The sequence below is a fragment of the Pseudomonas sp. 3A(2025) genome (assembly GCF_054589175.1).
In genome coordinates, this window is record NZ_BAAILM010000008.1 from 79,298 (window position 1) to 104,063 (window position 24,766).

Below are 24,766 nucleotides of genomic sequence, written 5' to 3' on the forward strand. Positions count from 1 at the left end.
TCCTACGGATCGAGGCCCGCCTCCAGCAGCCATTGTTCCAGGCCAGGCAAATCGGGGATGCGCGCCTGGGTGTCGCCGACCTGTACGGCAGCCAGCTCCAGGCGCGCCAGCGGTATGTCGACGTAGCTAAGCTGGTTGTCGACCTTGCACGAGCGCGGGATGCTCTGGATCAGCAGCGCCATATAGCGCAGCCCCGGATGCCCGCCCAGTGCGTTGAGGACCACGATGCGCGCCCGCCCCCCGACCTTGGTGCGTCCGCCGCACGCGGCTTCGAAGCTGAGCAGCGGCAGGCTCAGGTCGCGCCAGACGATATTGCCCAGGTACCACGCCGGAGCATCGGGGTCGGCGTGGCAATCCTGATAGTCGATCAGTTCAGCCACCGCGACATTGGGCAGCAGCAGATAGCGATCGCTCAACGGCAGCAGCAAACCGGTCAGGCTGGTCAGGCGTGCGGACTGAAAGCTGGCATCAGACATCGATCGTACTCCAGCGCTGGATGCTGTCGAGCAGCACCGATTCCTGATACGGCTTGCTCAGGTAGTCATTGACGCCGATGGCCATCGCCCGGTCGCGGTGTTTCTGGCCTGAACGGGAGGTAATCATGATGATCGGCAGGTCCTTGAGCTGTTCATGCTGGCGAATCCGTGAAGCGACCTCGAAGCCGTCCATGCGCGGCATTTCGATGTCCAGCAGCAGAATGTCCGGGGTGTAGTCTTCGAGCAGGTTCATGGCATCGACCCCGTCCTTGGCAGTGACCACCTGCATGCCGTGGCGCTCCAGCAGCCGGCCGGTGACCTTGCGCACTGTCACCGAGTCGTCGACCACCATGACCCGCAAGGCACGTGGCCCGGTTTCGGTGAACCAGGCAGCGCCGCTGTCTGGCAAGGCCTGCGGCGCACGGCCCTGCTGGGCGCGCACATACGCCAGCAAGTCGAGAATCAGCACCACACGGCCATCGCCCAGAATCGTCGCGCCGCTCAGGCCCGGCACCTGGGCGAACTGCGCACCGAGGCTCTTGACCACGATTTCGCGTGAGCCGGCCAGTGCATCGACCTGCACCGCCACCCACTGGTCCTGCAAATGCACCAGCAACACCGGCAAGGGCTGGAACTGATCGTGCAGGCGCGGCTGGCCATTGCCGAGCAGGTCACCCAGATAACGCAGCTCATAGGTGCGCCCGCCATAGCGGTAGCGCGGTGGCTGGGTCTGGTAGTGCTCGAGCAACTGCGCGGGCATGACCCGGACGATGCCTTCGATGGTGTTCAGCGGCACCGCGTACTGCTCTTCACCGCACTGCACCATCAAGGCGCGGTTGACCGACACCGAGAATGGCAGGCGAATGCGAAAGCGCGTGCCCTGCCCGGCCACCGAGTCGATGGTCATCGAGCCGCCCAGTTGCTTGACCTCGGCATGCACCACGTCCATGCCCACGCCACGCCCGGAAATCTGGGTGATCACCTCGGCAGTGGAGAAGCCTGCTTCCAGAATGAAGGGCAGCACTTCATGGTCGGCCAGCACCGCATCGGCGCGGATCAGGCCACGCTTGATCGCCTTGCGCCGCACCGCAGCCAGGTCGACACCGGGGCCGTCGTCACTCAGCTCGATGATGATATCGCCGCCTTCGTGCATCAGTTCCAGCTGGATCAGCCCTTGCTCGGGCTTGCCGGCCGCAATCCGTCGCTCTGTGCTTTCCAGGCCGTGGTCGACGGCGTTGCGCAGCATGTGCTCCAGCGGTGCCACCATGCGTTCGAGCACACTGCGGTCCAGTTCGCCATCGGCATTGCCGATCTCGAAGTGCACGTGTTTATCCAGCTCGCCGGCGACTTGCCGCACCACCCGGCGCAAGCGCGGCACCAGCCGCTCGAAGGGCACCATGCGCGTGCGCATCAGACCTTCTTGCAGTTCGGTATTGACCCGCGCCTGACGGGTCAACAGCGTGCTGGCATCGCGGGCGCGCAGGTCCAGGGTTTCCTTGAGGTCGAGCAGGTCCGAGGCCGACTCGCTCAAGGCCCGCGACAACTGTTGAAGCTGTGAATGACGGTCCATCTCCAGCGGGTCGAACTCTTCGTAACCACGCCGTTCGGCCTGCACCTGCTCACGCGCCAGCAGGCGGCCCTGGGTTTCGCTGTCGAGGCGACGCAACTGATCGCGCATGCGTGTCAGGGTGGTTTCGATTTCTGCCAGCGTGGTCTGGGTGTCGAAAATCTGCTGTTCGATGCGCCCGCGAAAAATCGAGGTCTCGCCAGCCAGATTGACCAGTTGTTCAAGGTCTTCGGCAGCGACCTTGACCATTTCCGGGCCCAGGCGCTCGGCATCGCTGTCGACGGGCACCGCACTCGGCATCGCAGGCACAGGCGCGGCAGGCTCCAGAACGTCCAGTTGGCGCAGGCTGTCGATCAATAGCCCAGGCTCGGGCAGCACGCGCCCGGCCCGCACCGCATCGAGCATGTCGGCCAGCAAGTCATGCCCGCGTTGCAGCAGGCCCATCAGTAACGGGCCCGGCTGACGCACCCCGGCGGCCACCGACTCGTACAGCGACTCGACTTCATGGGCCAGGTCGCTGAGCGGCTTGATTTCGAGCATCCGCGCGCCGCCCTTGAGGGTGTGCAGGTCGCGCAGCAGGTTTTCGACCTCGAGGGTGTTATGCGGATCGGCCTGCCAGCGGCCCAGGGCGGCGCCTGCGCTGTCGAGAATATCGAAGCCTTCTTCGAGAAAGATCTCCAGCAGTTCCGGGTCGCGCTCGCTGGCCTCAAGCGCCTTGGCCTGGGCGCTGGCGTGCGCCTCGCCGCGCGCGGCGGCATAGCCCTGGCGCAACGCTTCGATGGCCGCGATCAGCGGCGCCGGGTCGTCCAGCGGCTGCTGCTCACGCAGTTGCTCCAGGCTGTGCGCCAACTGGTCGTGGCTGTCGAGCAACACCCCGGCCAACGCAGGCGAATAACTGTAGCGGCGGTCGATCAGCCCTTCATACAGTGTTTCGAGTTCATGACCGAGGTCGCTGACCGCCGCAATCCCGGCCATCCGTGCGCCACCCTTGAGGGTGTGCAGGTCGCGTTGCAGCGCCGACAACGGCTGCGGGTTGTCCGGCTCGCTCAACCAGCGCCGCAGCGCCTGCCCTGCACTGTCAAGAATATCGGCGGCTTCTTCGAGAAAGATGGTGACGATTTCGTCGTCCAGCGCGGCCTCATCATCCTGTGCAGCGCCATCATCGCGTACGGCTTCGTCGGCCAGTTGCTCGATGACCGTGCCCAGTTCGGCAACCCGGCTGCCATCGCGGGCGACAAGCCCGGTGGCGTCCGGTGCCAGCGCCTGGTCGAGCAAGGCATACAGGGCCTGCACGCAATCGGGACGGGGCGCGACGTCCTGGCCTGCGGCGATCTGGTCGAGCATGTCGACCAGTGCTTCGTGGGCGCGTCCGGCCTCATCGAAGAAGCCCTCACTGGCCGCCAGACTGCTTTCTTCGACCGCGCCGTACACATCCAGCAGCGCCTCGCACAGTTCATCGACCTGCGGCAGTTCGGCCAGGTGCGCGCTATGGCCCAGCGTGGTCAGTTCGTCGAGCAGTGCGGTCAGTTCCTGACGGGCGCCGGGATGTTGCCGCCAGCGCTGCAACAGGCCTTCGGCGTCGAGCACAATGTCCATGCCTTCATCGAGAAAGGTCGCGATCAGCTTGGGGTTATGCTTGACCGGCACGCCGTCGGGCGCGTCGTGCAAGGCCGCCGCCAGACGCTGTTCGAGCAGCGAGCGGGCCGCCTCGATCAGTTGCGCAGCGCCCGGAATCGGCGCCAGCGGCTGGCTGTCGAGTTGTTCAAGGCCCAGATAGAACAACGGTTCGGCGGCGCGCAGCAGCTTGAGCTCCGGGGTTTCGATGGCAATCAGGTTGGCCTTGAACTCGCGCACCAGTTCATCCAGCGGGCTGGCCAGTTCGGCCATTGGCAACACACCGGCCATGTACGCGCTGCCCTTGAGGGTGTGCAGGGCGCGCAGCAGGTCATCGCCAATGGCCGAGGCATCGCGGCGCGAAGCACTGTCGAGAAAGCGGTCGATGGCATGCAGATGCCCCAAGGCTTCCTGACGAAAAATCTCCAGCAGTTGCGGGTCGAGCACTTCGGCAGGCTTCAGCGCTGGCGCAGCGCTGGCCTCGAAGCCCGCCAGACGCTGTGCCTGTGCCGCCAGCCGGTCGGCGTCGTCGCGCTGGCGCTGGGCATTGGCCGCAAAGTCCTCGACCAGCGCCGGCAGCAAGGCCTGCACCTCGCCCAGCAACTGGCGCACGGCCTGATCGGCGGGCACGCTGCGTTCGAGTACCCGGTTAAGCAGGTTTTCCACCGACCAGGCCAGCTCGCTGAGCACCAGCGCACGGACCATGCGGCCGCTGCCCTTGAGCGAGTGAAAGGCGCGGCGCACTTCACGCAGCGCCTCAAGGGTCGGCGCTCCCGGCGTGGCCAGGGCGATCAGCCAGCGCGGCAGTGATTGTTGCAGGGCGGCAAGGATTTCATCGGCCTCTTCGATAAACACCTGACGCAGTTCGTCATCGATTGCCGATTCACCGGCAGGCGGCGGCAACAGGCTGGCCGGCATGTCGCGGCCCGGCGGGTTGATCGTCGCCAGCGGGCTGGCCAACACCTGGGCAATGGTGCGGGTATCGCTGGCAGACCCGGCGGGCGGCTCTTCGACCGGCGGCAGCCCGACCGTGTCAGCCACGGGCACATAGCCCAGTCGGGCGAGACTGGCCTGGGCCATGTCGAGAATCTGATCGCCCGGCGCCTCGTGGTCCTCGCTCATGCGTTCGAGGTAATACTCGACCGCCGTCAGCGTCTCGGCCAGGCCATCGAGAGCAGCCTCGCCCGGCCGGGTGTCGATGCCCAGCAGGCACTCGCGGATATAGTCGTTGCAGGCGGCCAGCAGGCTGGCGGCGCGGCTCAGCGGGATCATCGCCAGGGCGCCGCGCACCTGCACGAGCAAGTCGCACAGCGGCTCCAGACGCCGGGCCGGCCACTCGCCGTCCAGGCAATCGATCAACACGTCCTTGGCCTGTTGCAGCACCAGACGCGCCTCGCGCACCACCAGCTGATGAATCTGGGTCAGGTCGGTGGTCGGCAGCCGGCTTTCTTCACGGCGGGTCTCGCCAACCGTGCCGATCATGCCGGCCAGCGTCGACTCCACGTACAGCAGCGCGCCTGCGACATCCATCAAGGCTGCATCATTGGGTTCGCGCTGCCCCTGGGCCATGCCCTGAACCACGCTGGTCTGATCGATGATGACCTTGCGCGGCTGGCCGAAACCCAACACCGCCAGGGTATCGGCAATCTGCCGCAACGGCCCCAGCAAGGCATTGAGTTCGCTGACGTGCTGGCGGTCGCCGCGCACGAACACATCGAGTCGTTCCTTGGCGCGCACCAGGCCTGCGCACACCGCCACAATCACCGAGCGCATCGCATCGCGATCGGGGCCAGCCATGTGCGCCCGCTCCTGATCGACCACATCGCTGCCCGGCAAGGCGTCGTCCAGCACGTAGTCGTCGCGCAGCGCCAACAGATCCGGCGTGCGGCTATCGGACTTGGCGATATAGAACAGCAGGCTCTTGAGCAGCTCTTCAGGCGCAGGCTGGTTGATGCCGTCTATGCCCTGCGCGATCAGGCGCTTGAGTTCACGGTCGGCGTCGCGCAACAGGCTGCGCAAGGCCGGGCTGTTGGTGAAGCTGCCGGCGGGCATGCTTTCGACCAGCGCCGAGGCAATGCGCCACAAGGCGCCCAGTGGCGCGTCGCGGCACACGTGCTGCAGGTCGCTGAACACACTCGCCAGTTGTTGCAGATGCTCTTGCACATCCTGCTCGCGCATCAAACCGGCCAGCGCGTTTTGCAGGCTTTGCCGCCATGCACGCAGCCGCTCGGGCAAGTCGGGGCTGTCGCGCAACACCAGGGCTTGTTCATCGAGCGGTTCGATGTCGTAGAACTGCGGAGCAAACAGGCTGGTTTCCGACAACAGGCTTTCGCCACGGGCGCTGCGCAGGTCGTTGAGCAGCGGCAGAATGACCAGCGGCAGGTCGCGCCGCGACGCATGCAGGCGCTCCAGATACACCGGTAACTGGGTCATGGCCAGGTTGAGCAGGTGCACGGTTTCGGACTGGCTGGCGACCCGGCCTTCGCGCAGGGCCAGCCCCAGGTGTTCGATTTCTTCGGCGAGCAGCGCCGCGCCGTAGAACTCGATCATCTGCAGGCTGCCCTGCACCTGGTGCACGCTGTGGATGTATTCATCCAGTGCGGCCAGGTTGCCGGACGCGGCCACGAACACTTCGAGCGCCTGGCGGGCTTGCCTGAGGGTTTCGGCGATTTCGCCCTTGACCCATTCCAGAGCGACATAATCGTGACGATCAGGCATGGCGCTCAGTGTCCCTGGAAGGCGGCAGGGTAAAACCGGACACCGAACGGCGCATTTCGCTGGCCATCTTCGCCAGGTTGCCGATGCTCTCGGCGGTCACCGAAGTGCCCGAGGTGGTCTGCGAGGTAATCTGCTGGATCACGGTCATGGTTTGCGCAATCTGCCCGGCCGACACCGCCTGTTGCTGGGCGGCCACCGTGATGCTTTCGATCAGTTCGGCCAGGACTCGCGAGACGCCTTCGATTTCTTCCAGCGCCACCCCGGCATCTTGCGCCAGGCGGGCGCCGCGTACCACTTCGCTGGTGGTTTGCTCCATGGAGATCACCGCTTCGTTGGTGTCGTTCTGGATGGCGCGCACCAGGGTTTCGATCTGTTTGGTCGCCGACGAAGAGCGCTCGGCGAGGCGTTGCACTTCATCGGCGACCACGGCAAAGCCGCGCCCGGCATCGCCGGCCATGGACGCCTGAATCGCGGCATTGAGGGCCAGGATATTGGTCTGGTCAGAGATATCATCGATCAGGCTGACAATATCGCCGATTTCCTGCGAAGACTCGCCCAAGCGTTTAATGCGTTTGGAGGTGTCCTGAATCTGTTCGCGAATGTTGTCCATGCCGTCGATGGTGTTGTGCACCACTTCATTGCCTTTATTGGCAATGGCCACCGAACGGGCGGCGACGGTCGAGGATTCCGAGGCGTTGGTCGACACCTGATCGATGGACTGCGCCATATCGTTGATCGCCATGGACGCTGCGCTGATCTGCAGCGCCTGGTGCTCGGAGGCGCGCGCCAGTTGCGTGGCGGTGGCCTGGGTGTCCTGCACGGCAGCGGCAACCTGCTCGGCGGTAATATTGATGGTGGCGACCAGCTCGCGCAGCTGGTCGATGGAATAGTTGATCGAATCGGCAATCGCGCCGGTAAAGTCCTCGGTCACCGAGGCGGCCACGGTCAGGTCGCCATCGGCCAGCTCTTCGATCTCGTTGAGCAGGCGCATGATCGCGGCCTGGTTGCGCTCACTCTTTTGTGCGGTTTCGTGCAACTGGCGGTTGGTTTCACGGACCATCACCAGACCGATGAGAATGATCGACATCAGGGCCAGCAGACCGATGATGTAGCCACCCACCGAATTCACGGTACGGCGGCTGGCCAGGTGTTCGAGGCTGCCCGCCAGGGTCGAGGCCTGTTCCAGCAGGGTTTGCGAGGTGGTGAAGATTTTCCCGGAGGCTTCACGCACCTGAAACAGTTCAGGCGAGGTTTCGAGGATTTCATCCACCGAGCCCGAGACAAATTCGAACAGTTCGGCGATGTCCTTCAAACGTGCCCGGGCATCGCGGTCCTCGACCTGGCTGATCATCATCCCCGCATTGCCTTCGAGCATGCCGTTGAGCACCCGGCCGAACTGGCTGGCATCACGACCAAAGGCATCGGCGGCGGGCACCGCCGATTCGTCGCCGGCCAGCACGGTGTTGACCGAACCAAGGATACGCTCACCCAGCAGCGCCTGGCGCTGGGCGAGTACCACCTGGCTGGCCGGGGCATGGTTTTGCAAAAGGATTTCGACGACCTTTTCGTATTCGGTCTGTAGCTGCGGAATGGTTTCGGCCAGGGTCGCGGCGACCTGATGCAGCGAGAGCACGGTCTGTTCGTTGGCCAGGATCACATCGGTGCTTTTGCGCAGCGCTTCCCAGTCGTTCTGTACCGCGCGTAACTCGTCACGCACCCCGGAAGGGGCCGCCGGAAGGCCCGTTGCCGGATCGCCTTTTTTCAGATAGCCCCAGCGCAGGTCGAAATCGTTACGCGCATCGGTCAGCAGCTTGAATGCCTGGGCCTTGCCGCCGGCGGCCTCGGTGGCATTCTTGGCGATGCGCTGCGACAGCACGCGCAGCTCGCCGGCATGGCCGATGTACTGCTTTTCGTAGTTCGACTGGGTGTTGAGGTAGGCGAAGTTGGCGAACAACAGAATGATGAACACGATCAGCGCGATAAACAGCGTGATGATCTGTGCCCGGCTGCGTGCGCCTTCCTGCAACGTGCCTGTATCCATCATTAATCAGGCCCCCGCCTGGCGAACAACCATTTAAAGAGCCACATCCATGAACCCTGCGGACTGTGCCAGCGCGCGGGTGCTGAACACTCGCCAGGGCTGCTCGCGGATAAACTGCCCGCGCACAAAGGGCGCCATGCCCGGCTGTAACGAGGCATCGGTGCCGGGCACCAGACTGAACGGATCAAAATGCTGCATGCCCAGCACCTCATCGACCAGCAACCCTGCGAATACTTCAGGCTGCTCGACCACCAGCACCTGACGCTGCTTGCGCGAGGTCGAGCGCTCCTGGCCGAAATAGCCGCACAGGTCGATCACCGGCAACAGCCGCCCGCGCAGGTTGGCCACGCCCAGCACCCAGGGTTTGACCCCCGGCATCGCGGTGTAGCGCGGCTCATTGAGAATCTCGGCGATTTCGCCCATCGGCGCGACAAACAGATGCTCGCCAAGACGAAAGCCGATGCCGCTCCAGTCCTGCTCGCGGGCCTGTTGCGCCGGCAGGCCGGAGGCCAGCGAACGACAGCGCTGATCGATGGCGAACAACAGCTCGAACGCGGTGCGCGAACCGTTCATGGACGGTGGCATGGACATCATGGGTTCGGGTGGGACAACACCGCATTCAGGACCTTGATCAGACTGTCTTCGTCCACCGGCTTGGTCAGGTAGTCGCGGGCGCCCTGGCGCTTGGCCCAGACCTGGTCGGTTTGCTGATCCTTGGTGGTCACCACGATCACCGGAATGTGGTTGGTGTCGGCGTCCTTGGTCAGTTGGCGCGTGGCCTGAAAACCGTTGAGCCCCGGCATGACGATGTCCATCAATACCGCATCGGGCTTTTCCTGGCGGGCCAGGGCCACGCCGTCGGCACCGTTCTCGGCCTTGAGCACCTGATGGCCGTGCTTTTCAAGGATGCTGGTGAGTTTGTACATTTCAGTCGGCGAATCGTCGACGATCAGTATTCGAGCCATGATATTCCCCAAAAGATAGCGGGCCTGCGACACACGCCGCAGGCCTCACGATTCATGTTGTTCTACGGCAACGAACCCCGGCACATGAGCCTTGATGGCGTTGAGCAATTCTTCCTGGCTGAAAGGCTTGGTCAAAAACTGATCGGAGCCGACAATCCGCCCCTTGGCCTTGTCGAACAGGCCATCCTTGGAGGACAGCATGATCACCGGCGTGGACTTGAAGGCCCGGTTGTTCTTGATCAGCGCGCAGGTCTGATAGCCATCCAGACGCGGCATCATGATGTCGACGAAGATAATGCGCGGGTGATGGTCGACGATCTTGGCCAGCGCCTCGAAACCGTCAATCGCGGTGATGACTTCACAGCCGGCGCTTTTCAGGATGGTTTCGGCGGTGCGGCGAATGGTCCGCGAATCATCGATGACCATGACCTTCAATGCTGTGGCGTGCTGTTGCATGTGGGCTGTTCCGTCGCCGCGAGCCGGCTCTTACAGGCCGCAGCCAGACAGGCTACGGATGCCGTGACTTTTTAGCACACTCTCCGGATGCAATCCATAAAGCACACCCGTACAGGGCCGCAGCCTCTTGACCCGGAACACGCCGGGCGCCACCCTGATGGCTATTTCGGCCAACGGCCACAACGAATAGAGGATATTGCCCATGAGTGTTCGCCTAGGGATTGTCATGGACCCGATCGAGCGCATCTCCTATAAGAAGGACAGCTCGCTGGCCATGCTCCTGGCTGCACAGGAACGAGGCTGGTCGCTGTTCTACATGGAGCAACAGGACCTGTACCTGAACGCCGGCAAGGCCCGCGCCCGCATGAAGCCGCTCACGGTATTCGCCGACCCGGCCAAATGGTTCGAACTCGGGGATGAAGCCGACACCGGTCTTGCCGAGCTGGACGTGATCCTGATGCGCAAGGACCCGCCCTTCGACATGGAGTTCGTCTACTCCACCTATCTGCTGGAACAAGCCGAGCGCGACGGCGTGCTGGTGGTCAACAAGCCACAGAGCCTGCGCGACTGCAATGAAAAGCTGTTCGCCACGCAATTTCCCCAGTGCACGCCGCCGACCCTGGTCAGCCGTCGCCCCGACATCCTGCGCGCCTTCACCGAAGAACAGGGCGATACCATCCTCAAGCCGCTGGACGGCATGGGCGGCACCTCGATCTTCCGCCACCGTGCAGGCGACCCGAACCTGTCGGTGATCCTCGAAACCCTGACCGCGAACGGCACCCAGCAGATCATGGCGCAGGGCTATCTGCCGGCCATCAAGGACGGCGACAAACGCATCCTGGTGATCGACGGCGAGCCTGTGGACTACTGCCTGGCGCGCATCCCGGCCGCTGGCGAAACCCGTGGCAACCTGGCCGCCGGCGGCCGTGGCGAAGCCCGTCCGCTGACCGAGCGCGACCGCTGGATCGCCGCCCAGGTCGGGCCAACGCTGCGTGAAAAGGGCCTGCTGTTCGTCGGCCTGGACGTGATCGGCGAGCACCTGACCGAAATCAACGTCACCAGCCCGACCTGCATCCGCGAAATCGACAATGCCTTCGGGACGAAGATCGGCAGCCTGCTGATGGACGCGATCGAGAAGAAGCTCAACGCGCGCTGAAGCGCGCATCTGTAAGCTGCAAGCGAGACTTTCGGCTTTTTCTTGCCGCTTGCAGCTTATGACTTGTAGCTTGTGCGTTATCATGCGCGACCCTGCAAACGCTGACCGACAGGCTCCACAGATGCCGAACCGCCCATGACAGCAATGGCCCACAATCCCCTTCTGATCGAACACCCGCAAAACGGTGTGCGTTCGCGCGACCGTCTGGGTTTTACCCTGCTGATCGCAGCGCTGGTGCACCTGGCGCTGATCCTCGGGGTCGGTTTTACCTATGTGAAGCCCGAGCAGATTTCCCGCACCCTGGAAATTACCCTGGCGACCTTCAAGAGCGAGAAAGCGCCCGAGCAGGCTGATTTTCTGGCGCAGGACAACCAGCAGGGCAGCGGCACCCTGGACAAGGCCGCGACGCTCAAGACCACAGAGCTGGCGCCGTTTCAGGACACCGAAATCAACAAGGTGACGCCGCCGCCGGCCAACAAGGCAATCGAGAAACTCGAAGCGCCGAAAGCGGCCGTGGCCACCGTGGCGCCCGCAAAGGAAAAGACAGTGACTCGTCGCGAAGAGGTCAAGCCTGACCCCAAGCCACGGGAAACACCGACGTTCGACAGCGCGCAACTGAGCAACGAAATCGCCAGCCTCGAAGCCGAGCTGTCCGATGAGCAGCAGCGTTACGCCAAGCGGCCGAAGATTCATCGCCTCAACGCCGCCTCGACCATGCGCGACAAGGGTGCCTGGTACAAGGACGACTGGCGCAAGAAGGTCGAGCGGGTCGGCAACCTCAATTACCCCGAAGAGGCCCGCCGCCAACAGGTCTACGGCAGCCTGCGCCTGCTGGTGTCGATCAACCGCGACGGCTCGCTGTATGAAGTGCTGGTGCTGGAGTCCTCAGGCCAGCCACTGCTGGACCAGGCAGCCCAGCGCATCGTGCGTCTGGCAGCGCCTTTTGCGCCGTTCAGCGGCGATCTGGCGGACATCGACCGCCTGGAAATCATCCGCACCTGGAAGTTTGCCCGTGGCGACAAGCTGTCCAGTAATTGATAGCCCTCATGGCTGTAGCGTATGCAATAAGTGACAGTTGTCAGGTGCCTCCGGCAGCGCCACACTAGGCGCCATGAAAAACGTCACTGCGAGTTACCTCAAACATCAATTCCTGATCGCCATGCCGCACATGCACGATCAGAATTTTGCGCAGACCCTGACCTACATCGTCGAGCACAATGCCGACGGTGCCATGGGGCTGGTCATCAACCGCCCGCAGGCGCTGACCCTGGCCGATGTGCTGGAGCAGTTGCGCCCTGAAGAGTTGCCCCCGGCGCGCTGCCAATTGATCAAGATTCATTCCGGCGGCCCGGTACAGACCGATCGCGGCTTTGTCCTGCACCCCAGCGGGCCGACCTTCCAGGCCACCGTCGAGCTGGACGGCGTGTCGCTGTCGACCTCGCAGGACGTGTTGTTCGCCATCGCCGACGGCACCGGCCCCGCGCAAAGCCTGATCACTCTGGGCTATGCCGGCTGGGACGCCGGGCAACTGGACGCCGAAATGGCCGCCAATGCCTGGCTGACCTGCCCGTTCGATGCAGCCATCCTGTTTGACACCGACAGCGCACAGCGCCTCGATGCCGCAGCGGCCAGCCTGGGCATCAACCTGAGCCTGCTGTCGACCCAGGCAGGGCACGCTTGATGGCGGCCTTGCGTCTGATTCTGGGTTTCGATTACGGCACCCGTTCGATTGGCGTGGCCGTCGGCCAGGCCATCACCGGCCAGGCCCGCGAGCTTTGCACCCTCAAGGCGCAGAATGGTGTGCCCAACTGGGATCAGGTCCAGGCCCTGCTCAAGGAGTGGAAACCCGACGCAGTGGTGGTTGGCTTGCCGCTGAACATGGACGGCACACCCAGCGACATGAGCGCCCGCGCCGAGAAGTTCTCGCGCCAGATCAATGGCCGCTTCAATATTCCTGCCTACACCCATGACGAACGCCTGACCACCTTCGAGGCCAAGGGCGAGCGCATGGCCCGGGGCGGCCAGCGCGGCAGTTACCGCGACAACCCGGTGGATGCGATTGCCGCCGCCTTGCTTTTACAAGGCTGGCTGGATGCCAACCCTGAATTGCTCAATGCGTGACCTTTTGCCGTCACCAAGCTTCGAATCCCACGTTTGCGCTTGAGTGCGCCCGTTATCGGGCGCGCTGCAAGCTTCTGAAGGAGCCAGCATGAGTTTGCCCAACCCCGCCGATCTGATCCGCCAGATGGCCAGCGACCTGAACACGCACCTGAGTCACCGTGATATCCGCGAACCGCGCTTCATCGGCATTCGTACCGGCGGCGTGTGGGTCGCTCAGGCGCTGCTTGAGGCGCTTGAGAGTCCCGGCCCGCTGGGCACGCTGGACGTGTCGTTCTACCGTGACGACTTCAGCCAGAACGGCCTGCACCCACAGGTTCGGCCCTCGGAGCTGCCGTTCGAGATCGAAGGCCAGCACCTGGTGCTGATCGATGACGTACTGATGAGCGGACGTACCGTGCGCGCCGCCCTCAACGAGCTGTTCGATTACGGCCGCCCGGCCAGCGTCACGCTGGTCTGCCTGCTGGACCTGAACGCCGGCGAGCTGCCGATCCGTCCCAATGTGGTCGGCGCGACGCTGGCCCTGGCGCCCCATGAGCGAGTCAAGCTGAGCGGCCCTGCGCCGCTGGCGCTCGACATTCAGGATCTTTCCACTGCCTCAGCCTTTTAAGAGTCCATTGCGATGACGCCTCTCGACGCCAAGCGACCGCTGCAGCTCAACCATCAGGGCCAGCTGCGCCATTTTCTGTCTCTGGACGGCCTGCCCCGTGAGCTGCTCACAGAAATCCTCGACACCGCCGACTCGTTTCTCGAAGTCGGCGCCCGGGCGGTGAAAAAAGTCCCGCTGCTGCGTGGCAAGACGGTCTGCAACGTGTTTTTCGAGAACTCGACGCGCACCCGCACCACCTTCGAACTGGCCGCCCAGCGGCTGTCGGCCGACGTGATCACCCTCAACGTGTCGACCTCCTCGACCAGCAAGGGCGAAACCCTGTTCGACACCCTGCGCAACCTTGAAGCCATGGCCGCCGACATGTTCGTGGTCCGCCATGCCGACTCGGGCGCCGCGCACTTCATCGCCGAGCATGTCTGCCCCGAGGTGGCAATCATCAACGGTGGCGACGGCCGCCATGCGCATCCGACCCAGGGCATGCTCGACATGCTGACCATCCGCCGCCACAAAGGCGGCTTCGAGAACCTGTCGGTGGCCATCGTCGGCGATATCCTGCATTCGCGGGTGGCACGCTCGAACATGATTGCACTCAAGGCGCTGGGTTGCCCGGACATCCGCGTCATCGGCCCCAAGACCCTGATGCCGGTGGGCATCGAGCAATACGGCGTGAAGGTCTACACCGACCTGAACGAAGGCCTGAAGGATGTCGACGTGGTGATCATGCTGCGCCTGCAACGCGAACGTATGCAGGGCGGCCTGCTGCCCAGCGAAGGCGAGTTCTACCGCCTGTTCGGCCTGACCACGGCGCGTCTGGCTGGAGCGAAACCGGATGCCATCGTCATGCACCCTGGCCCGATCAACCGGGGGGTCGAGATCGAGTCGGCGGTGGCTGACGGTGCGCATTCGGTGATTCTCAATCAAGTGACCTACGGCATCGCCGTGCGCATGGCGGTATTGTCCATGGCCATGAGTGGCCAGACCGCACAACGTCAATTCGAGCAGGAGAACGCCCAGTGAAGCTCAGCATCCTCGGCGCTCGCGTCATCGACCCGGTCAGCGGGCTGGATCAGGTCACCGACCTGCATATAGAAGCCGGCAAGATCCTGGCGATTGGCGCAGCCCCCGCAGGCTTCGAGCCTGTGCAAAGCATCGACGCCAACGGGCTGGTTGCAGCGCCCGGTCTTGTCGACCTCAATGTCTCGCTGCGCGAGCCCGGTTACAGCCGCAAGGGCACCATCGCCAGCGAAACCCGCGCAGCCACGGCCGGTGGCGTGACCAGCCTGTGCTGCCCGCCACGGACCAGACCGGTACTTGATACCTCAGCGGTGGCCGAGCTGATTCTGGACCGCGCCCGTGAAGCCGGCTTCAGCAAGGTGTTCCCGATCGGTGCGCTGAGCAAGGGTCTTGAAGGCGAGCAACTGGCCGAACTGGTCGCCCTGCGCGATGCCGGTTGCGTGGCGTTCGGCAACGGCCTGAAGACGTTCACCAATACCCGTACGCTGTGCCGGGCACTGGAATACGCGGCGACCTTCGACCTGACGGTGATCTTCAATTCGCAGGATCACGACCTGGCCGCCGGTGGCCTGGCCCATGAAGGCCCGACGGCCAGTTTTCTGGGTCTGGTCGGCATTCCGGAAACCGCCGAAACCGTGGCCCTGGCCCGTGACCTGCTGCTGGTAGAACAAAGCGGCGTGCGCGCGCACTTCAGCCAGCTGACCAGCGCCCGGGGTGCCGCGATGATCGCCGACGCCCAGGCGCGCGGCCTGCCAGTGACCGCCGATGTCGCGCTGTACCAGTTGATTCTGACCGACGAGGCGCTGATCGACTTCTCCAGCCTTTATCACGTGCAACCGCCGCTGCGCACCCGCGCCGACCGCGATGGCCTGCGCGCGGCAGTAAAATCCGGAGTAATTCAGGCCATCTCCAGCCATCATCAGCCGCACGAGCGCGATGCCAAGCTGGCGCCGTTCGGCGCCACCGAGCCAGGCATCAGCAGTGTGGAGTTGTTGCTGCCGCTGGCCATGACCCTGGTCGAAGACGGCCTGATCGACCTGCCGACCCTGATCGCCCGCCTGAGTGCCGGCCCCGCTGCGGCCTTGCGCCTGCCGGCAGGCCGCTTGCAGGCCGGTCTTGCAGCGGACCTGGTGCTGTTCGACCCGACCGCCAGCACCCTGGCAGGCCAGGCCTGGTTGTCGAAGGGCGAGAACTGCCCGTTCCTTGGCCACTGCCTGCCGGGCGCGGTGCGTTACACGCTGGTGGATGGGCGAATCAGCTACAGCGCGTGATCGATTAGCGCTGTAGCCGGGCGTTGCGGATCGAGATCTGGGTGTTCATCGTCCAGAAATCGTAAAGCACGCCCAGCCCGAACAGGCCCACGGTGAAGAAATAGATGATCGCGGTGACCCACTTGCCCTGGTACAGGCGGTGTGCACCGAAAATTCCCAGAAACGTCAGCAGGATCCACGCCAGGCTGTAATCGGTCGGACCCGGTGTAAAACGCAGGTCGGCTTCGCGGTCCATCGACGGGATCAGGAACAGGTCGATCAGCCAGCCGATGCCAAACAGACCAAAGGTGAAGAACCAGAGGGTGCCGGTTACCGGCTTGCCATAGTAGAAACGGTGCGCGCCCAAAAAGCCGAAAATCCATAGCAGGTAACCCAGTACCTTGCTGTGCGTGTTGGGTTGATAGTTGTTCATGAAATGCCTCGTCGCGTTGATAGAGAAAAATTGATGTAAATTTTGTGACTTTTTATCGGTCTTCCGACGTATGGCCAAGCCTTTTCCCATAACCCGCAAGGCCTTGTTACACAAGGGATTGCTACACAATACAAGACAATCCGTCGCAATAATTGCAACGATTGAGGGCAAATAGTGTCTTGGGGTGGGGTCGGCTTTGTGCGCAAGCTGTTATAGAGTTGCGCGCTGATCTTTAAGAGCCTTGCCGAATGCGTCCTTTTTTCAAGACATGGCTGACTGTTTGTCTCCTTATGCCATTGGCCGCCCACGCCACCAATCGTGAGCAAAATCTGCCTGCAGGCTTCTCTGGCTACACCGCCAAAAGCCATGCCTCGGCCTCCCGCGAAACCGCGCGCAGCGAATCCCGTTCCGAGACCGTCAGCGCGCCGCACAGCCGCAAGACTGCCTCTGCTCAGAGCCCGGTTATCGCCAACAATTCCCGAAAGTCCGTTGTGGCGCCTGCTGTAGCCGGCACCAACAAACAGGGCAGCGCGGTGGTCAAGCGTGCGCTGGAAGCGGTCGGTACGCCGTACCGCTGGGGCGGCAACACGCCGGGCAAGGGCCTTGATTGCAGCGGTCTGGTCAAATACGCCTTTACCGACGTGACCAATGTCGACCTGCCGCGCAGCTCCAAGGACATGGCCGAAGGTCATGGCCAGGCAGTGGACCGCAAGGACCTCAAGCCCGGCGACCTGCTGTTCTTCAATATCAAGAGCCGACGCATCAACCACGTCGCCATCTACCTGGGCAACGACCGTTTCGTCCACGCGCCCCGCCGTGGCAAGGCCGTCACCGTCGACTCGTTGAAAAAGCCGTACTGGAACAAGAGCTACAAAGTCGCCAAGCGCGTGCTGAAACAGAAACCTGCGCTGAATATCGCCAAGAGCTGATCCTCCCGGGCCTGCGCTTTGCAGGCCCGCCACTCCCTTTCTAGAAATTATCCGGCAGCTTGGCCTTTTCCCTGGCGCTTTCGCGGCTGATGATGCCGCGTTTGAGCAGGTCGGCCAGGCACATGTCCAGCGTCTGCATGCCCAGCGCGCCGCCGGTCTGGATCGACGAGTACATCTGCGCCACCTTGTCTTCGCGGATCAGGTTACGGATCGCCGGTGTGCCCATCATGATTTCATGCGCCGCCACCCGGCCACCGCCGACTTTCTTGAGCAACGCCTGCGAGATCACTGCATGCAGCGATTCCGACAGCATCGAGCGGATCATGGCTTTTTCAGCCGCCGGGAACACGTCGACCACCCGGTCGATGGTCTTGGCCGCCGAGGTGGTATGCAGCGTGCCGAACACCAGGTGACCGGTTTCGGCGGCGGTCAGCGCCAGGCGGATGGTTTCGAGGTCGCGCATCTCACCGACCAGAATCACATCCGGGTCCTCACGCAGTGCTGAACGCAGGGCCTCGGAAAAACTCAGGGTGTCGCGGTGCACCTCACGCTGGTTGACCAGGCACTTCTTGGACTCGTGGACGAATTCGATCGGGTCTTCGATGGTCAGGATGTGGTGGTGCTTGTTGCTATTGAGGTAGTCGACCATCGCGGCCAGCGTTGTCGACTTGCCGGAACCGGTGGGTCCGGTGACCAGCACCAGCCCGCGCGGCACATCGGTAATACGGCGAAACACTTCGCCCATCCCCAGGTCTTCCATGCTCAGGATCTTCGACGGAATGGTCCGGAACACCGCGCCCGCGCCGCGATTCTGGTTGAAGGCGTTGACCCGAAAGCGCGCCACCCCAGGCACCTCGAACGAAAAGTCGGTCTCCAGACGCTCCTCGAAGTCCTGGCGCTGCTTGTCGTTCATGATGTCGTAGATCAGCGCCTTGACCTGCTTGGCGTCCAGTGCTGGCAGGTTGATGCGCCTGACGTCGCCATCGACGCGGATCATCGGCGGCAGACCGGCAGAGAGGTGCAAGTCGGAAGCGCCTTGTTTGGCACTGAAGGCCAGCAGCTCGGTAATATCCATACAGCTCCTCAATCACATAGAATGCCGCAGACCTCAGACCTGCTGGCACGAATCAATGTCCACGATAGCAGCGAATATATCAACGCTCGAACAACGAATCCGTGACGCCGCCCTGGCGGCACACCGAGAGCCTGCCAGCATCGGCTTGCTGGCGGTGAGCAAGACCAAGCCTGCCGAGGACCTGCGCCAGGCGCATGCCGCAGGCCTGCAGCACTTTGGCGAGAACTACCTGCAAGAAGCGTTGGGCAAACAGCAGCAATTGTCCGACCTGCCCTTGTACTGGCATTTCATCGGCCCCATTCAGTCGAACAAGACCCGTGCCATCGCCGAGCACTTCGACTGGGTACATTCCGTGGACCGCCTGAAAATAGCCCAACGCCTGTCCGAGCAACGCCCCGAACACCTGGCGCCGCTGAACATCTGTATCCAGCTCAATGTCAGTGGCGAGGCCAGCAAATCGGGCTGCACGGCAGAAGATCTGCCGGCACTGGCCGAGGCCATTGCAAGCCTGCCACGCCTGAAACTGCGCGGGCTGATGGCAATTCCCGAACCCACCGACGACCTGGCCGCACAACAGGCGGCGTTTGCCAGGGTTCGCGCCCTGCAAGCGCAGCTGCCGCAGGTGCTCGACACGCTTTCAATGGGCATGAGCCACGACCTGGAGGCCGCCATCGCAGAAGGCGCCACCTGGGTGCGCATCGGCACAGCCCTGTTTGGCGCCCGTGACTATGGGCAGCCATAAACTTCTGACTCAAGGAAACCCGTCATGAGCAAGACTCGTATTGCCTTTATCGGCGCCGGCAACATGGCTGCCAGCCTGATCGGCGGCCTGCGCGCCCAGGGCGTCGATGCCGCAGACATCCGCGCCAGCGACCCGGGCGCCGACACCCGTGCACGCATCGCTGCCGAGCACGGCATCATCGCCGTGGCCGACAATGCCGAAGCCATCGACGGCGCCGATGTGATCCTGCTGGCGGTCAAGCCGCAGATGATGAAAGTCGTCTGCCAGGCCCTGAGCGCCAGCCTTAAACCCGATCAACTGATCGTCTCGGTGGCCGCCGGCATCACCTGCGCCAGCCTCAACCAGTGGCTGGGCGAGCAACAGCCGGTGGTGCGCTGCATGCCCAACACCCCGGCACTGCTGCGCAAGGGCGTCAGCGGCCTGTACGCCACCGACAAGGTCAGCGCGACCCAACGCCAACAGGCCGAGCAATTGCTGTCGGCAGTCGGTATCGCCCTGTGGCTCGAAGAAGAACAGCAACTCGATGCGGTCACCGCCGTGTCCGGCAGCGGTCCGGCCTATTTCTTCCTGTTGATCGAAGCGATGACCGCCGCCGGCGTGAAGCTGGGCCTGTCGCAAGACATCGCTTGCCAGCTCGCCGAACAGACCGCACTGGGTGCTGCGCTGATGAGCACCGGCAGCGATGTCGACGCCGCCGAACTGCGCCGCCGTGTCACCTCGCCGGCCGGCACCACGGAAGCGGCCATCAAGGCCTTCCAGGCCGGCGGCTTCGAAGCCCTGGTCGAGACCGCCCTCACCGCCGCTGCCACACGTTCGGCCGAGCTTGCCGAGCAACTGGGTCAATAACATTCAAAGCGATTACCGGAGCAGATAGATGACCGAGTTGAGTAACGTTGCAATTTTTATCATCAAGACCATCGGCAGCCTGTACCTGCTGATCGTCATGTTGCGCTTCGTGCTGCAACTGGTGCGGGCCGACTTCTATAACCAGCTGAGCCAGTTCATCGTCAAAGCCACCCAGCCGCTGCTGCGCCCGATGCGTCGGGTGATTCCGAGCCTGTTCGGCCTGGACATGTCCTCGCTGGTATTGGGGATTCTGGTGCAGATGCTGGTCATCAGCGCGATCCTGCTACTGGATTCCGGCACCATCGATCTCTATCGGATCGGCACGGCGCCTGCACTGCTGTACCTGCTACTCTGGTCGCTGGTCGGCGTCATCGTGCTGCTGCTGAATATCTTCTTCTGGGCCCTGCTGATCAGCGTGATCCTGTCGTGGGTTGCGCCGGCCAGCCACAACCCTGCGGCGCAACTGGTCAACCAGATCTGTGAGCCGCTGCTGGCCCCGCTGCGCCGGCGTCTGCCCAACCTGGGCGGCCTGGACCTGTCGCCGATTGCCGCGTTCATTGCCATCAAAGTGATCGAGATGACCCTGGTCGTCTGGCTGATCAGGTTGACGGCGATGCCGGACGTGGTCATTGCGTTGATCTGACGCAGGAGCGGCTTCAACCGCGAATGGCGCGCCTACCGTATCGCGCCATTCCCGGCTAAAGCCGGTCCTACGGATCGTACCCTGCGCGGCGCCCCCGTTCATATGTTGCCGCTGCCCCCTCGGGTCTTTAGACTTACGCCTCTTTAATGCGAGAGCAGGGTCGATGCCCACGGTCTTTCCCCCCGATTGTGTTGGTCTGGTCACACCGCAGCTGGCGCATTTCAGCGAGCCACTGGCCCTGGCCTGTGGCCGTATGCTGCCAGCCTATGACCTGATCTACGAAACCTACGGCCAGTTGAATGCCCAGCGCAGCAACGCCGTATTGATCTGCCACGCCCTGTCGGGCCATCACCATGCTGCCGGCTACCACAGCACTGAAGAGCGCAAGCCGGGCTGGTGGGACAGTTGCATCGGCCCCGGCAAGCCCATCGACACCAATCGGTTCTTTGTCGTCAGCCTGAATAATCTGGGCGGCTGCAACGGCTCGACCGGCCCCAGCAGCATCGACCCGGAAACCGGCGAGCCGTTTGGCGCCAACTTCCCGGTGGTGACGGTCGAAGACTGGGTGCACAGCCAGGCGCGGCTGGCCGACCTGTTGGGCGTTCAGCAATGGGCAGCGGTGGTCGGCGGCAGCCTGGGCGGCATGCAGGCGTTGCAGTGGACCATTACCTTTCCGGATCGCGTACGGCACTGCCTGGCCATCGCTTCGGCACCCAAGCTGTCGGCGCAGAACATCGCTTTCAACGAAGTGGCGCGACAGGCCATTCTCACCGACCCGGAATTCCACGCAGGCTCTTTCCAGTCGCTGGGCGTGATCCCCAAACGCGGCCTGATGCTGGCACGCATGGTCGGCCACATCACGTATCTGTCCGATGACTCGATGGGTGAGAAATTCGGCCGCGGCCTGAAGAACGAAAAGCTCAACTACGACTTCCATAACGTGGAATTCCAGGTCGAGAGCTACCTGCGTTATCAAGGCGAAGAGTTCTCCGGGCGTTTCGATGCCAACACCTACCTGCTGATGACCAAGGCGCTGGATTACTTCGACCCGGCTGCCGCGTTCAACGATGACCTGGCGAAAACCTTCGCCTCGGCCAGCGCGAAATTCTGCGTGATGTCCTTCACCACCGACTGGCGCTTCTCGCCGGCCCGCTCGCGTGAGCTGGTGGACGCGCTGATGGCGGCGCGCAAGGACGTCACCTACCTGGAAATCGAAGCCCCTCAGGGCCACGATGCTTTCCTGATCCCGAACCCGCGCTATGTGCAGGCTTTCGGCAACTACATGAATCGTATTGCGCTGTGAGGACCTCATGAGAGCCGATCTGGAGATCATCCAGGAATGGATCCCCGCTGGCAGCCGTGTGCTCGACCTGGGCTGCGGCGACGGCGAACTGCTGGCCTGGCTGCGCGACCACAAGCAAGTCACCGGTTACGGGCTGGAAAAAGACCCTGACAACATTGCCCAGTGCGTGGTCAAGGGCGTCAACGTCATTGAGCAGGACCTGGACAAGGGCCTGGGCAACTTTGCCAGCAACAGCTTCGATGTGGTGGTCATGACCCAGGCCTTGCAGGCCGTGCATTATCCCGACCGGATTCTGGACGAGATGCTGCGCGTGGGCCGCCAGTGCATCATCACCTTCCCCAACTTCGGTCACTGGCGCTGCCGCTGGTACCTGGCCCGCAACGGCCGCATGCCGGTGTCGGACTTCATGCCCTATACCTGGTACAACACACCGAACATCCACTTCTGTACCTTCAAGGACTTCGAAGCCCTGTGCCGCGAGCGTGAAGCACGCGTGCTGGACCGCATGGCGGTCGACAACCAGCACCGCCACGGGTGGGCCAGCAAGCTGTGGCCTAATCTGTTGGGTGAGATCGGCATTTACCGGGTGCGCAGCCCGGGCCTGACCGAACACCGGATCGCGGTATGACTTCGATCTTCAAGCATTTTTCCGGACGCAGGCGTAACAAATGAACATCACCCAACTGGTACTGGCCAGCCACAACGGCGGCAAACTCAAGGAACTGCAAGCCATGCTCGGCGACCGCGTGCAGTTACGCTCGATCGGCGAGTTCAGCGCGGTGGAGCCTGAAGAAACCGGCCTGTCGTTCGTTGAAAACGCCATCCTCAAGGCCCGCAATGCCGCGCGCATTTCCGGGCTGCCGGCGCTGGCCGACGATTCGGGCCTGGCAGTGGATTTCCTCGGCGGCGCGCCGGGCATTTATTCGGCGCGTTATGCCGACGGTCAGGGTGATGCGGCCAACAACGCCAAGCTGCTCGATGCCTTGAAGGATGTCCCGGACGAACAGCGTACCGCCCAGTTCGTGTGCGTGCTGGCGCTGGTGCGGCATGCCGACGACCCGCTGCCGATCCTCTGCGAAGGCCTGTGGCACGGGCGCATTCTGCGCGCTGCCAGCGGCGAGCACGGCTTTGGCTACGACCCGCTGTTCTGGGTGCCGGAGCGCGACTGCTCCAGTGCCGAGCTGTCGCCACTGGAGAAAAACCAGCTCAGCCACCGTGCCCGTGCCATGGCCCTGTTGCGCCAGCGCCTGGACCTGCAATGACCGCTGATTCGACTGTGCAACCGCTGTATGCCGGCGCCGACGGCTTTTCTTCGCTGTCGCCCCGCCCTGCACTACCTGTTTTGCCGCCGCTGTCGCTGTACATCCATATCCCGTGGTGCGTGCGCAAATGCCCGTATTGCGACTTCAATTCGCACACCGCCAGCCCGGTCCTGCCCGAGCAGGAGTACGTCGACGCGCTGCTGGCCGATCTCGATCTGGACCTGCCACACGTGCATGGCCGCGAGCTGCGTTCGATCTTCTTCGGCGGCGGTACGCCCAGCCTGTTCAGCGCCGCTGCACTGGGGCGCTTGCTGGCTGGCGTGGAACAGCGCATTCGCTTTGCCGCCGACATCGAAATCACCCTGGAAGCCAACCCCGGCACCTTCGAGCAAGAGAAATTCAGCGCCTATCGCGGGCTGGGCATCAACCGCTTGTCGATCGGTATCCAGAGCTTTCAGGAAGAAAAGCTCAAGGCACTGGGCCGCATCCATAACGGCAATGAAGCGATTCGCGCCGCCGACATGGCTCGGGCTGCCGGCTTCGACAACTTCAACCTCGACCTGATGCACGGCCTGCCCGACCAGAGCCAGGACGAAGCGCTGGGCGATCTGCGTCAGGCCATTGCCCTGGCCCCGACGCATTTGTCGTGGTACCAGCTGACGCTGGAGCCGAACACGGTGTTCTGGAACCAGCCGCCGCTGCTGCCCGAAGACGACATCCTCTGGGATATCCAGGAAGCCGGTCAGCAATTGCTCGCCGACAGCGGTTATGCGCAGTACGAAGTGTCGGCCTACGCCCAGCCTGGCAAGGCGGCGCGGCATAACCTCAACTACTGGAGCTTTGGTGACTTCATCGGCATCGGTGCCGGTGCCCACGGCAAGCTCAGTCACCCTGACGGGCGCATCGAGCGCACCTGGAAGACGCGCCTGCCCAAGGATTACCTGAACCCGGCCAAGCCGTTTCAGGCAGGCTCCAAGGTACTGGCCGCCGATGAATTGCCCTTTGAATTCCTGATGAACGCCCTGCGCCTGACAAATGGCGTGGACGCTGCATTATTTCGTGAAAGAACCGGTCTAAGCCTCGATTCACTGGCCAGCGGCCGCGAGCAGGCGATACAGCGCGGCTTGCTGCAAGGGGATCCTGCGCGTTTGGTTGCAACGCCTCAGGGCCAGTTGTTCCTCAACGACCTGCTGCAATACTTTCTGATCTAAGGAATCTGCATGGACTTCGTACTCGATCTGCTGGCCACTGTCTCGCGCTGGAGCCGCAGCAATCTTTCGGAAATCTCACTGGCGCTGGTGGGGTGTCTGCTGGTGTTGTTCGGATCGGATATCAAGGCCTGGGTAGAACAACGCGCCGGAAGCTTGTCCGGCGCGATGCGCGTGCCTTTACTGGCCCTGGCCTGCACCGTGGGCAGTGGCCTGGCGCTGATCTACGCCACGCCCTGGGTGGTCAAAGGCCTGAGCCAGTTCAACAACTACAGCCTGGCGCCGGTGCTGCTGGTGGTGCTGGTGCTGATCGGCGTGATCGCCGATCGCAAATAATCGC

General features: G+C 63.2%; 24 protein-coding genes. 16 read left to right on the forward strand and 8 right to left on the reverse strand.

Going from position 1 to position 24,766, the window contains the following annotated elements; genetic code table 11:
* Window positions 1-2 precede the first annotated feature (2 nt).
* Genes ACYP2A_RS02485 through pilG form a run of 6 tightly spaced genes read right to left on the reverse strand, consistent with a single transcriptional unit; the run spans window position 3 to window position 9,837 of the window.
* Entirely contained in the window at window positions 3-476 is a 474-nt protein-coding gene (locus tag ACYP2A_RS02485) for a chemotaxis protein CheW (RefSeq protein WP_459742450.1), read from the reverse strand.
* Window positions 469-6,375 carry an Hpt domain-containing protein gene (locus ACYP2A_RS02490; RefSeq protein ID WP_459742452.1) on the reverse strand — a complete coding sequence of 1,969 codons (5,907 nt, stop codon included), beginning with the start codon at window positions 6,373-6,375 and terminating at the stop codon, window positions 469-471. Before ACYP2A_RS02490 ends, ACYP2A_RS02485 begins: the two co-directional genes overlap by 8 nt.
* The gene (locus tag ACYP2A_RS02495; protein WP_459742454.1) at window positions 6,368-8,419 is read right to left on the reverse strand and encodes a methyl-accepting chemotaxis protein; all 2,052 of its coding nucleotides are present in this window, start codon (window positions 8,417-8,419) and stop codon (window positions 6,368-6,370) included. Before ACYP2A_RS02495 ends, ACYP2A_RS02490 begins: the two co-directional genes overlap by 8 nt.
* A 30-nt stretch (window positions 8,420-8,449) precedes the next feature.
* On the reverse strand, window positions 8,450-8,989 hold the full coding sequence (locus tag ACYP2A_RS02500; protein ID WP_459742683.1) for a chemotaxis protein CheW: 540 nt from the start codon (window positions 8,987-8,989) through the stop codon (window positions 8,450-8,452).
* A 17-nt stretch (window positions 8,990-9,006) separates the two neighbouring features.
* Window positions 9,007-9,381 carry a twitching motility response regulator PilH gene (gene pilH / locus ACYP2A_RS02505; RefSeq protein ID WP_459742456.1) on the reverse strand — a complete coding sequence of 125 codons (375 nt, stop codon included), beginning with the start codon at window positions 9,379-9,381 and terminating at the stop codon, window positions 9,007-9,009.
* A gap of 45 nt (window positions 9,382-9,426) precedes the next feature.
* Window positions 9,427-9,837, reverse strand: coding sequence for a twitching motility response regulator PilG (gene pilG, locus ACYP2A_RS02510; protein WP_459742457.1), 411 nt, complete (start codon window positions 9,835-9,837; stop codon window positions 9,427-9,429).
* Window positions 9,838-10,039: 202 nt separating this feature from the next.
* Here pilG and gshB point away from each other — a divergent pair, with 202 nt between their 5' ends.
* The 7 genes from gshB to ACYP2A_RS02545 all read left to right on the forward strand — a co-directional run bounded on the left by gshB (window position 10,040) and on the right by ACYP2A_RS02545 (window position 16,006).
* A complete protein-coding gene (gene gshB, locus ACYP2A_RS02515) occupies window positions 10,040-10,993 on the forward strand; it encodes a glutathione synthase (RefSeq protein ID WP_459742459.1) in 954 nt (317 codons plus the stop codon).
* Between the two features lie 135 nt (window positions 10,994-11,128).
* The gene (locus ACYP2A_RS02520; RefSeq protein ID WP_459742460.1) at window positions 11,129-12,031 is read left to right on the forward strand and encodes a TonB family protein; all 903 of its coding nucleotides are present in this window, start codon (window positions 11,129-11,131) and stop codon (window positions 12,029-12,031) included.
* 73 nt (window positions 12,032-12,104) lie between these two features.
* Window positions 12,105-12,674, forward strand: coding sequence for a YqgE/AlgH family protein (locus ACYP2A_RS02525; protein WP_459742461.1), 570 nt, complete (start codon window positions 12,105-12,107; stop codon window positions 12,672-12,674).
* Window positions 12,674-13,114, forward strand: a complete 441-nt coding sequence (ruvX, locus tag ACYP2A_RS02530) for a Holliday junction resolvase RuvX (RefSeq protein WP_459742463.1) — start codon at window positions 12,674-12,676, stop codon at window positions 13,112-13,114. The genes ACYP2A_RS02525 and ruvX overlap by 1 nt, the downstream gene beginning before the upstream one ends.
* Before the next feature lie 88 nt (window positions 13,115-13,202).
* Complete coding sequence (pyrR, locus tag ACYP2A_RS02535; protein ID WP_459742465.1) at window positions 13,203-13,721, forward strand: bifunctional pyr operon transcriptional regulator/uracil phosphoribosyltransferase PyrR; 519 nt, start codon at window positions 13,203-13,205, stop codon at window positions 13,719-13,721.
* 12 nt (window positions 13,722-13,733) lie between these two features.
* A complete protein-coding gene (locus ACYP2A_RS02540; RefSeq protein WP_459742466.1) occupies window positions 13,734-14,738 on the forward strand; it encodes an aspartate carbamoyltransferase catalytic subunit in 1,005 nt (334 codons plus the stop codon).
* Window positions 14,735-16,006, forward strand: a complete 1,272-nt coding sequence (locus ACYP2A_RS02545) for a dihydroorotase (protein WP_459742467.1) — start codon at window positions 14,735-14,737, stop codon at window positions 16,004-16,006. The genes ACYP2A_RS02540 and ACYP2A_RS02545 overlap by 4 nt, the downstream gene beginning before the upstream one ends.
* Before the next feature lie 4 nt (window positions 16,007-16,010).
* Here ACYP2A_RS02545 and ACYP2A_RS02550 read toward each other — a convergent pair whose 3' ends face one another.
* Entirely contained in the window at window positions 16,011-16,418 is a 408-nt protein-coding gene (locus ACYP2A_RS02550; RefSeq protein WP_459742469.1) for an NINE protein, read from the reverse strand.
* Window positions 16,419-16,666: 248 nt separating this feature from the next.
* Here ACYP2A_RS02550 and ACYP2A_RS02555 point away from each other — a divergent pair, with 248 nt between their 5' ends.
* A complete protein-coding gene (locus tag ACYP2A_RS02555; RefSeq protein WP_459742470.1) occupies window positions 16,667-17,347 on the forward strand; it encodes a C40 family peptidase in 681 nt (226 codons plus the stop codon).
* Between the two features lie 40 nt (window positions 17,348-17,387).
* Here the strand turns inward: ACYP2A_RS02555 and ACYP2A_RS02560 are convergent, their stop codons facing one another.
* Window positions 17,388-18,422: a type IV pilus twitching motility protein PilT gene (locus ACYP2A_RS02560; protein ID WP_459742472.1), complete on the reverse strand. Its 1,035-nt coding sequence runs from the start codon at window positions 18,420-18,422 to the stop codon at window positions 17,388-17,390.
* Window positions 18,423-18,477: 55 nt separating this feature from the next.
* On the opposite strand from ACYP2A_RS02560, the gene ACYP2A_RS02565 reads away from it, so the two are divergent.
* The 8 genes from ACYP2A_RS02565 to ACYP2A_RS02600 all read left to right on the forward strand — a co-directional run bounded on the left by ACYP2A_RS02565 (window position 18,478) and on the right by ACYP2A_RS02600 (window position 24,762).
* The gene (locus ACYP2A_RS02565) at window positions 18,478-19,164 is read left to right on the forward strand and encodes a YggS family pyridoxal phosphate-dependent enzyme (RefSeq protein ID WP_459742474.1); all 687 of its coding nucleotides are present in this window, start codon (window positions 18,478-18,480) and stop codon (window positions 19,162-19,164) included.
* A 24-nt stretch (window positions 19,165-19,188) separates the two neighbouring features.
* Window positions 19,189-20,010, forward strand: coding sequence for a pyrroline-5-carboxylate reductase (proC, locus tag ACYP2A_RS02570; protein ID WP_459742476.1), 822 nt, complete (start codon window positions 19,189-19,191; stop codon window positions 20,008-20,010).
* Between the two features lie 28 nt (window positions 20,011-20,038).
* The gene (locus ACYP2A_RS02575) at window positions 20,039-20,653 is read left to right on the forward strand and encodes a YggT family protein (protein ID WP_459742478.1); all 615 of its coding nucleotides are present in this window, start codon (window positions 20,039-20,041) and stop codon (window positions 20,651-20,653) included.
* A gap of 163 nt (window positions 20,654-20,816) precedes the next feature.
* Window positions 20,817-21,956, forward strand: a complete 1,140-nt coding sequence (gene metX / locus ACYP2A_RS02580) for a homoserine O-succinyltransferase MetX (RefSeq protein ID WP_459742480.1) — start codon at window positions 20,817-20,819, stop codon at window positions 21,954-21,956.
* A 7-nt stretch (window positions 21,957-21,963) separates the two neighbouring features.
* Window positions 21,964-22,584 carry a methionine biosynthesis protein MetW gene (gene metW / locus ACYP2A_RS02585; protein ID WP_459742482.1) on the forward strand — a complete coding sequence of 207 codons (621 nt, stop codon included), beginning with the start codon at window positions 21,964-21,966 and terminating at the stop codon, window positions 22,582-22,584.
* Window positions 22,585-22,624: 40 nt separating this feature from the next.
* Complete coding sequence (gene rdgB / locus ACYP2A_RS02590; RefSeq protein WP_459742484.1) at window positions 22,625-23,218, forward strand: RdgB/HAM1 family non-canonical purine NTP pyrophosphatase; 594 nt, start codon at window positions 22,625-22,627, stop codon at window positions 23,216-23,218.
* Complete coding sequence (hemW, locus tag ACYP2A_RS02595) at window positions 23,215-24,429, forward strand: radical SAM family heme chaperone HemW (protein ID WP_459742486.1); 1,215 nt, start codon at window positions 23,215-23,217, stop codon at window positions 24,427-24,429. The genes rdgB and hemW overlap by 4 nt, the downstream gene beginning before the upstream one ends.
* Before the next feature lie 9 nt (window positions 24,430-24,438).
* Entirely contained in the window at window positions 24,439-24,762 is a 324-nt protein-coding gene (locus ACYP2A_RS02600) for a DUF3392 domain-containing protein (RefSeq protein WP_459742488.1), read from the forward strand.
* The last annotated feature ends 4 nt before the right edge of the window (window positions 24,763-24,766 follow it).